Below are 6563 nucleotides of genomic sequence, written 5' to 3' on the forward strand. Positions count from 1 at the left end.
AGAAATCATAGACTGATTTGCGATTCCGAAAAACCGAAATATTTCTTTCGCGGGGACTTGACCCGTCGGGCAAATCAGTGCCAGCAAAATGACGCCCCTCCTCGATCCCAGGCGAATGAGCCGGACCATGCAAAGCCAACGCCCCGACCGAATCCGCAAAGTCCTCGCCGACCTCGTCGCCTTCGACACGGTGAGCGATCGCTCGAACCTGCCTCTGATCGCCTATATCGAGAGCTACCTCGCGTCGCACGGCATCAGCGGACAACGGACCACGGACGAGACCGGGCAAAAGGCCTCGCTCTGGGTCACCATCGGCTCCGAGGACAAAGCGGGCTTCGTGCTGTCGGGACACACCGACGTGGTTCCGGTGGCGGGACAGGACTGGACGCACAATCCGTTCGAGCTCATCGAGCATGACGGCCGGCTCTACGGTCGCGGCACCACCGACATGAAGGGCTTTGTCGCCGTCTGCCTCGCCATGGTTCCGGAGATGCTCGCGGCCGATCTGAAAACGCCGATCCATCTGGCGATTTCCTATGACGAGGAGATCGGCTGCGTCGGCGTGCGTCCGATGCTGCGCGAGGTCAGCCGCAAGCCGGTGAAGCCGCTCGGCTGTTTCGTCGGCGAGCCGACGCAGATGCAGGTGATCATCGGCCACAAGGGCAAGCACGGCGTGCGCGCGACGTTTCGCGGGCTCGCCCGCCACTCCTCGATCGCGCCCGACGGCGTGAACGCCATCGAATACGCCGCCGACCTGATCACGGAAATCCGCCGCCGCGCCGCGCTGCTCGCCGCCGAACGCGAGCGTGACAGCCTCTACGACGTCCCGCACACAACGCTGCTCACCAGCATCGTGCATGGCGGCGCCGCGCTGAACATCGTGCCCGACCATTGCACCGTAGAATTCGAGTGCCGCGGCATCGGGATCAGGGAGTCAAGGCAGGTGACGGACGCGATCATCGCCTGGGCCCGGGCCGAGATCGAACCCGCGATGCGCAAGCGCCATCCGGACTGCGGCATCGATTTCGAGGAGATCCTCGACTACCCCGCGCTCGATACGCCGGCCGACGTCCCCTTCGTCACCCTCGCAAAGCAGCTCGCCGGCCGCAACGACCACGCCAAGGTCGCCTTCGGCACCGAGGCGGGCCTGTTCGTCAGCATGGCCGGCGTGCCGTCGGTGGTCGTCGGCCCCGGCTCGATCGCGCAGGCCCACACGCCGGATGAATTCGTCGAGCTGTCGCAGCTGATGAGCTGCGCCGGCTTTGTCGAGAAGCTGATCGCGCATTGCGCAAAGTAGTGCCGTAGCCGCAGGACGGGTTAGCGCAAGCGTAACCCGCCATCTCGCGTCCTTGAGAAGCGGCGGGTTACGCGGAGCCTGTCATCGGGCCGCGCATCGCGCGGACCCGTTGGCTAACCCGCCCGACCTCCTGCGGCTAGGCCGCGCGAACCTCGCTGAGGAACCGGGCTACCTCGGCTTGCAACCGGCTGCTTTCCGCGGCCAGCGATTTGGCCGAGGACAACACCTGCGACGAGGCGGCTCCGGTTTGCTGCGCGCCGGAATTGACCTGCGTGATGCTGCTGGACACTTCACGCGTCCCGTCCGAGGCCCGCTGCACATTGCGGGCGATCTCGGTCGTCGCGGCGCCCTGCTCCTCGACCGCCGCCGCGATCGTGGTGGCGATGCTCGATATCTGGGAAATGGTGTCGCCGATCTGCTTGATCGCGGCGACCGACTCCCCGGTGGCGTTTTGGATCGACGTGACCTGGCCGCCGATTTCCCCGGTCGCCTTTGCGGTCTGCGCCGCGAGTTCCTTGACCTCCTGCGCCACAACAGCAAAGCCCCGGCCCGCCTCGCCGGCGCGGGCCGCCTCGATCGTCGCGTTGAGCGCGAGCAGGTTGGTCTGTTCGGCGATCGTCGTGATCAGCTTGACCACGTCGCCGATCCGGTTTGCCGCTTCCGACAGCGCGTTGATCCGGTCGTCGGTGGCGCGGGCCTGGTCGACGGCCGCCGCCGCGATCCTGGTCGATTCCTGCATCTGGCGGCTGATCTCGTTGATCGAGGCGGTGAGCTCATCGGTTGCGGACGCGACCGACTGGACGTTGGCCGAGGCGTTCTCGGACGCATCGGTCACGACTCCCGCCAGCTTCTGGGTGTGATCTGCGGTATTCGTCAGCGAGGTCGCGGTCGCCTCCAGCTCGGTTGACGCCGAGCTCACGCTTCCGACAATCTGCTGCATGGTCTGCTCGAAGCGCTTGACCAGCGTATCGAGCAGATTTGCCCGGCGATCCTTGGCGGCCCGCTCGACCTCCTCCGCGTCCTGCAACTGCTTGGCGCGCTTCAGCCCGTCGCGGAACTCTACCATCGAGCGGGCGATGATGCCGATCTCGTCCTGACGTCCGGTCTCCTCGACGACAACGTCGAAATTGCCCGCCGACAACGCCCTGGTCGTGTCCTGGAATTTCGACAGGCTGCGGACCACGAAGCGATAGATGTAGGCGCACAGCGTCAATACCGAGATCACCAATAGCCCGATCGAGATCAGCGAGGCGGTCCGCCAAAGCGCGGCCGCCGACGACGCATCGTCGATCCGCGACTGGGTGCGCTCGTCCAGCATCACGAAGAAGCGGTCGATCGGCGCCATGATTTGTGACTTGAACTGGTGATACTGCCTGGAATGCAGCAGCTCGATCGCGCGGGCGCGATCCGGCGCCGGCAGCGCCTTGCCGTCCTTGTCCTTGCCTTCGACAAGGTTCATCGCCTCGACCTCGAGCTTGACCAGTCCGTCCGAATTCCTCTGCGCCTCGTCGAGCTGCTTGAACTCGCCGTCGGTGAACCCCTGTTTCTTCATCAAGGCCTGAAGCGAAACCGCCGCGTCGTCGGAGCGCGGCTTCGCATTGCCGCCGGCGACGAAGTCCCAATAGATCCGGTGATAGGATTGCGGGCGCGGCTTCTCGCCGTTTCGAATGCTGAGAATATCGAGGTACTGCTGCTTGTAGGACGCATCCCCGGTGACGACGTAGGTCCGACCGAGACGAGTGAGATCGTCGGAGCTCTGCCGCAACTCGTCCGCAAGCAGATACGATCGATAGCGGCTCTCATACGCAGCCGCCTCCTCAGCCGACGCGCCGCGCGACTTCATGATCGCGACCGCTGTCGCAATGCCGGCAATCACGGAAACGCTGCTGAGGATAATGAACGTCGTCTTGACCGTCGGCACCGGCTGTCCCCCCCTCTTGGGTTGATCGAGTTGAGTCAGCACTACGAAGCGGGGCCTTTATGCCCAGTAAAATTCCGGTACCGTAGTTTCCCGAGTGCTTCTGCGGCAAAAAATCACTTGCAAATTCGGCAAATCACGCTCGCGCCGAGCCGTAAGTTGTACGCGCATGCTATTGGAGATAGGCGCGGATGTTCTCCGACATCCACCGGATGCTGCGCGAGCACGGCCGTGGTGATCGGCTTATGTACGTTGCATGACATGACTCTGTAGAGCGGATCATGGCTTGTGTCTCACATGAACAGCCCGCGTGAACATTCAGGGAGAACTTCAAAATGGGGTGCGACCTGAACCAGTGCAGAGTTGTTGACCTAATTGACGTGCCAATGCCGCGCCGCGAACTCAAGCCGCCTGGCGGGCCACAACTCGGTCCTGCCTGCGCTCCAGGATCGACGCCGCTCCCAGTGAGACGGTCGCTTGCGCGCAATCTCAATCTGTGGTTGATTGTTAGGATAATAGACGTCTTGAATTGAACGCAGTGCATTGCCGGAAATGTTTCTTGAAGCGCCCCTCGACGGACATGAGGTGTGGTTCGACGTGTCCGCACCAATCGCCGGTCTGATCTTCAAGGTGCGATTGATGCGTGCGAGCAGCTCGCAGTTGCACGCCGCCGGACGCCAACGTGACCGTCACGAGGGCCGCGGACGTCAATGACGTCCCGATAGCAAAGGCGGATACTCATGCACCCAATTCTCAGTGACGATATTCTTCGCGCGATAGCCATCGCCACCTTCAGCCTGCTCGTTCCGATCGGCGTGTATGTCGGCCGCATGAATGTGCGCGCCTCCCGCCGCGAGATCGTGGTCGACCTCGAAAGGCTGTTCCAGTTCGCCAAATCCGACGGCCGGCCGATCATTCTGCCGTCATTCGAACTGGTCAAATACAAGTACGATCCGGCATCCAATCCGGAACGGACCAGCACGACGAACGCCAATTCGATCCGCTACTACGTCTTTCCGGTCGCGATCTACGTCCTGCTCACCTTCCTTTGCTTCGAGTTTGCGTTTTCACCGCGCGCACCCGACAATTTGAGCTATTACGCGAAGCCCGAGGGCTGGCAGGGAATGGTTACCTACACATTCCTGAGCAGCTATATCTGGACGCTGCAGTATCTGGTCCGGCGGATCGCAAACTTCGACCTGTCGCCGATCTCGTTCTTCGCGTCGTTCCTGCACGTCACGCTCGCGCTGTTCGTCTGCGCGGCGGTCGCGCAAAGCGGAATCCTGAATCCGATCGATCCGACAGGGAAACTCAGGATTGCGGCGGCCTTCATCATCGGATTCGTCCCCGATCTCTTCATCAGCGCGCTGATCGCCAAGTTTCCCTGGGTTCGCCTGCGGCGCGTCAGCGCGGCAAGCAAGGCGCTTCAGGAGGAGCTGCCGCTGGACATGATCCTGGGCATCGACCCCTTCATGAAGCTCCGTCTCGGCGAATTCGAAATCGAGGACGTGCAGAACCTGGCGACGATCAACCCGATCCAGATCTTCGTCGAGACGCCCTATGGGCTCTACGAGGTCATCGATTGGGTTGCCCAGGCGCAACTCATCCTCGCCGTCGGACCGGCGCGGACGATCGCGTTGCGCGAAATTCATGTCCGCACGATCTTCGATCTCGAGCGCTGTGTGGATAATCCGCTGCTGAAGGAACGGGTCACCCGCATCCTGCTGGGCGCGGATGCCGGCACGGTTGCGACCGACACGTCTCCGGTCCCGCAAACCGGAGCGAAGGGCAGCGAGCGCAAGGTTGATCCGAAGGACGTGCTCGGCGCCGTCATCTCCTACATTCGCGACGATCTCCACGTCAGGCGCCTGCGGCAGATATGGGACGTTATCAACAGCAGCCTGGACGGCCGCTACCATGAGGGGAAGGACCTGCTCGATACCGCCGCCAAGGGCGGCGACGGCGCGAAGGCGCCGCCTCGAAAATCCCCGTCGCCCGAGCAATCCGCAACCGCGCATCTGAAGCCGAGGATCGGGCGCATTGACGACGAGCCGAAACCGCCGTCGAGCCCGCACTAAAGCGCGATGAGATTTGGATGAATCGTCATCGCCGCTTTCTCGCTTCGAGGAACGTCTCAGGTCGCGCCGGCTTCGATCACAGCCCGTCCGGCGGCAAGCCGGGCCCGGTTGCCGCGGGACGGAGTTCGTCGCGCTTGCGTTCGCGGTAAAAGGCATAGAGGCCGGACAGCACGATGATGGCGGCACCGGCAAGCATCGGACCATCCGGCTGGTGGCCGAAAACGAGATAGCCGAGCAGCATCGCCCACAGCAGCGCCAGGTAGCGGAATGGCGCCACCGCCGAGATATCGCCGCTGCGCAGCGCCGCGATGATGCATTGATAGCCGATCAGGATCAGGACCGCGGTGAGCGCGAGAAGCCCGAGGGCATGGCCCGACGGCGCTTTCCAGCCGCCGAGCGGGACCAGAATGACGGCGCCCGCCGTCGTCACGGTGACCGTCGTCAACAGCGTGATGAAGACGGTCGGCAATTCCTTCGGAATGCGCCGGGTCGCGAGATCGCGCACCGCGCAGAAGCCGACCGACGCCAGCGCAAACAGCGCGGGTTGGCTAAAGCCCTCCGCGCCGGGCCGGACGATGACGAGCACGCCGATGAAACCGGCCGTGATCGCGAGCCAGCGCCGCCAGCCGACCGGCTCGCCGAACACCAGCGCCGCACCGAGCGTGATGACAAGCGGCAGCGCCTGGAAGATCGCCGACGCGTTCGCGAGCGGGATCTGCGAGATCGCCGCGACATAGGTCAGCGTGCCGCCGATCTCGCCGATGACGCGCAAGGCCACCGGCCAGACCAGAAGCGCGCGCAGGCTGCGGAGCGCCTTGCGATGAACGGCGAGCGCCGCGATCAGCACCATCGCGAACCCGCCGCGGACGAGGAGTATCTCCCCGATATTGAGCTCCGACGACACCGCCTTGGTGATGGCGTCGTTCACCGTGAAGCTGGCCATGGCCGCAGCCATGAACAGGCTGCCGCGAAGATTGGGTGAGAGCTTCAAGATGACGTCCGATCAGGGCTAGAACATTTTCGGTTCTGATTGAATCAGAACCGAAGCTCTAGATTCTTGTTTTGGCGCGTTTTCTTCACGCGAACATCCACTTCGCTCGAAAACGCGCTAAAGCGCGATGAGTTTAGGTTAAATCGTCATCGCGCTTTAGCTTCTTGTTTGAGCATGATCTTTTCGGAAAACCGCTTCACACTTTTCCGGATCATGCTTTAGGTCGTGTGGACACTTAGCGCAGCCATAAGGCAATTGCAGCGAGGGTGACGACGGCCA

4 protein-coding genes are annotated in these 6563 nt (G+C 62.9%); 2 read left to right on the forward strand and 2 right to left on the reverse strand.

Features of this window, described 5'->3' with window-relative positions; all coding sequences use genetic code 11:
- The first annotated feature begins 127 nt into the window (after positions 1–127).
- Positions 128–1297, forward strand: coding sequence for an acetylornithine deacetylase (argE, locus tag ACFFWD_RS09560; protein ID WP_376964167.1), 1170 nt, complete (start codon positions 128–130; stop codon positions 1295–1297).
- Positions 1298–1433: 136 nt separating this feature from the next.
- Here the strand turns inward: argE and ACFFWD_RS09565 are convergent, their stop codons facing one another.
- Positions 1434–3218 (reverse strand): methyl-accepting chemotaxis protein, encoded by a 1785-nt coding sequence (locus ACFFWD_RS09565; RefSeq protein WP_446680516.1) that lies wholly within the window; start codon positions 3216–3218, stop codon positions 1434–1436.
- Between the two features lie 737 nt (positions 3219–3955).
- Between ACFFWD_RS09565 and ACFFWD_RS09570 the strand changes: the two genes are divergently transcribed.
- Entirely contained in the window at positions 3956–5293 is a 1338-nt protein-coding gene (locus ACFFWD_RS09570; protein ID WP_376964170.1) for a hypothetical protein, read from the forward strand.
- Between the two features lie 76 nt (positions 5294–5369).
- On the opposite strand, the gene ACFFWD_RS09575 is transcribed toward ACFFWD_RS09570, so the two are convergent.
- Positions 5370–6284, reverse strand: coding sequence for a DMT family transporter (locus ACFFWD_RS09575; protein ID WP_376964173.1), 915 nt, complete (start codon positions 6282–6284; stop codon positions 5370–5372).
- Positions 6285–6563: the final 279 nt, after the last annotated feature.

It is taken from the genome of Bradyrhizobium erythrophlei (assembly GCF_042430365.1).
In the GTDB taxonomy this organism is placed as follows: Bacteria; Pseudomonadota; Alphaproteobacteria; order Rhizobiales; family Xanthobacteraceae; genus Bradyrhizobium; species Bradyrhizobium erythrophlei.

Coding starts and splice junctions, on each gene's coding strand:
- ACFFWD_RS09570 (WP_376964170.1), top strand. CDS start 3,956: ATGCACCCAATTCTCAGTGACGATATTCTTCGCGCGATAGCCATCGCC.
- argE (WP_376964167.1), top strand. CDS start 128: ATGCAAAGCCAACGCCCCGACCGAATCCGCAAAGTCCTCGCCGACCTC.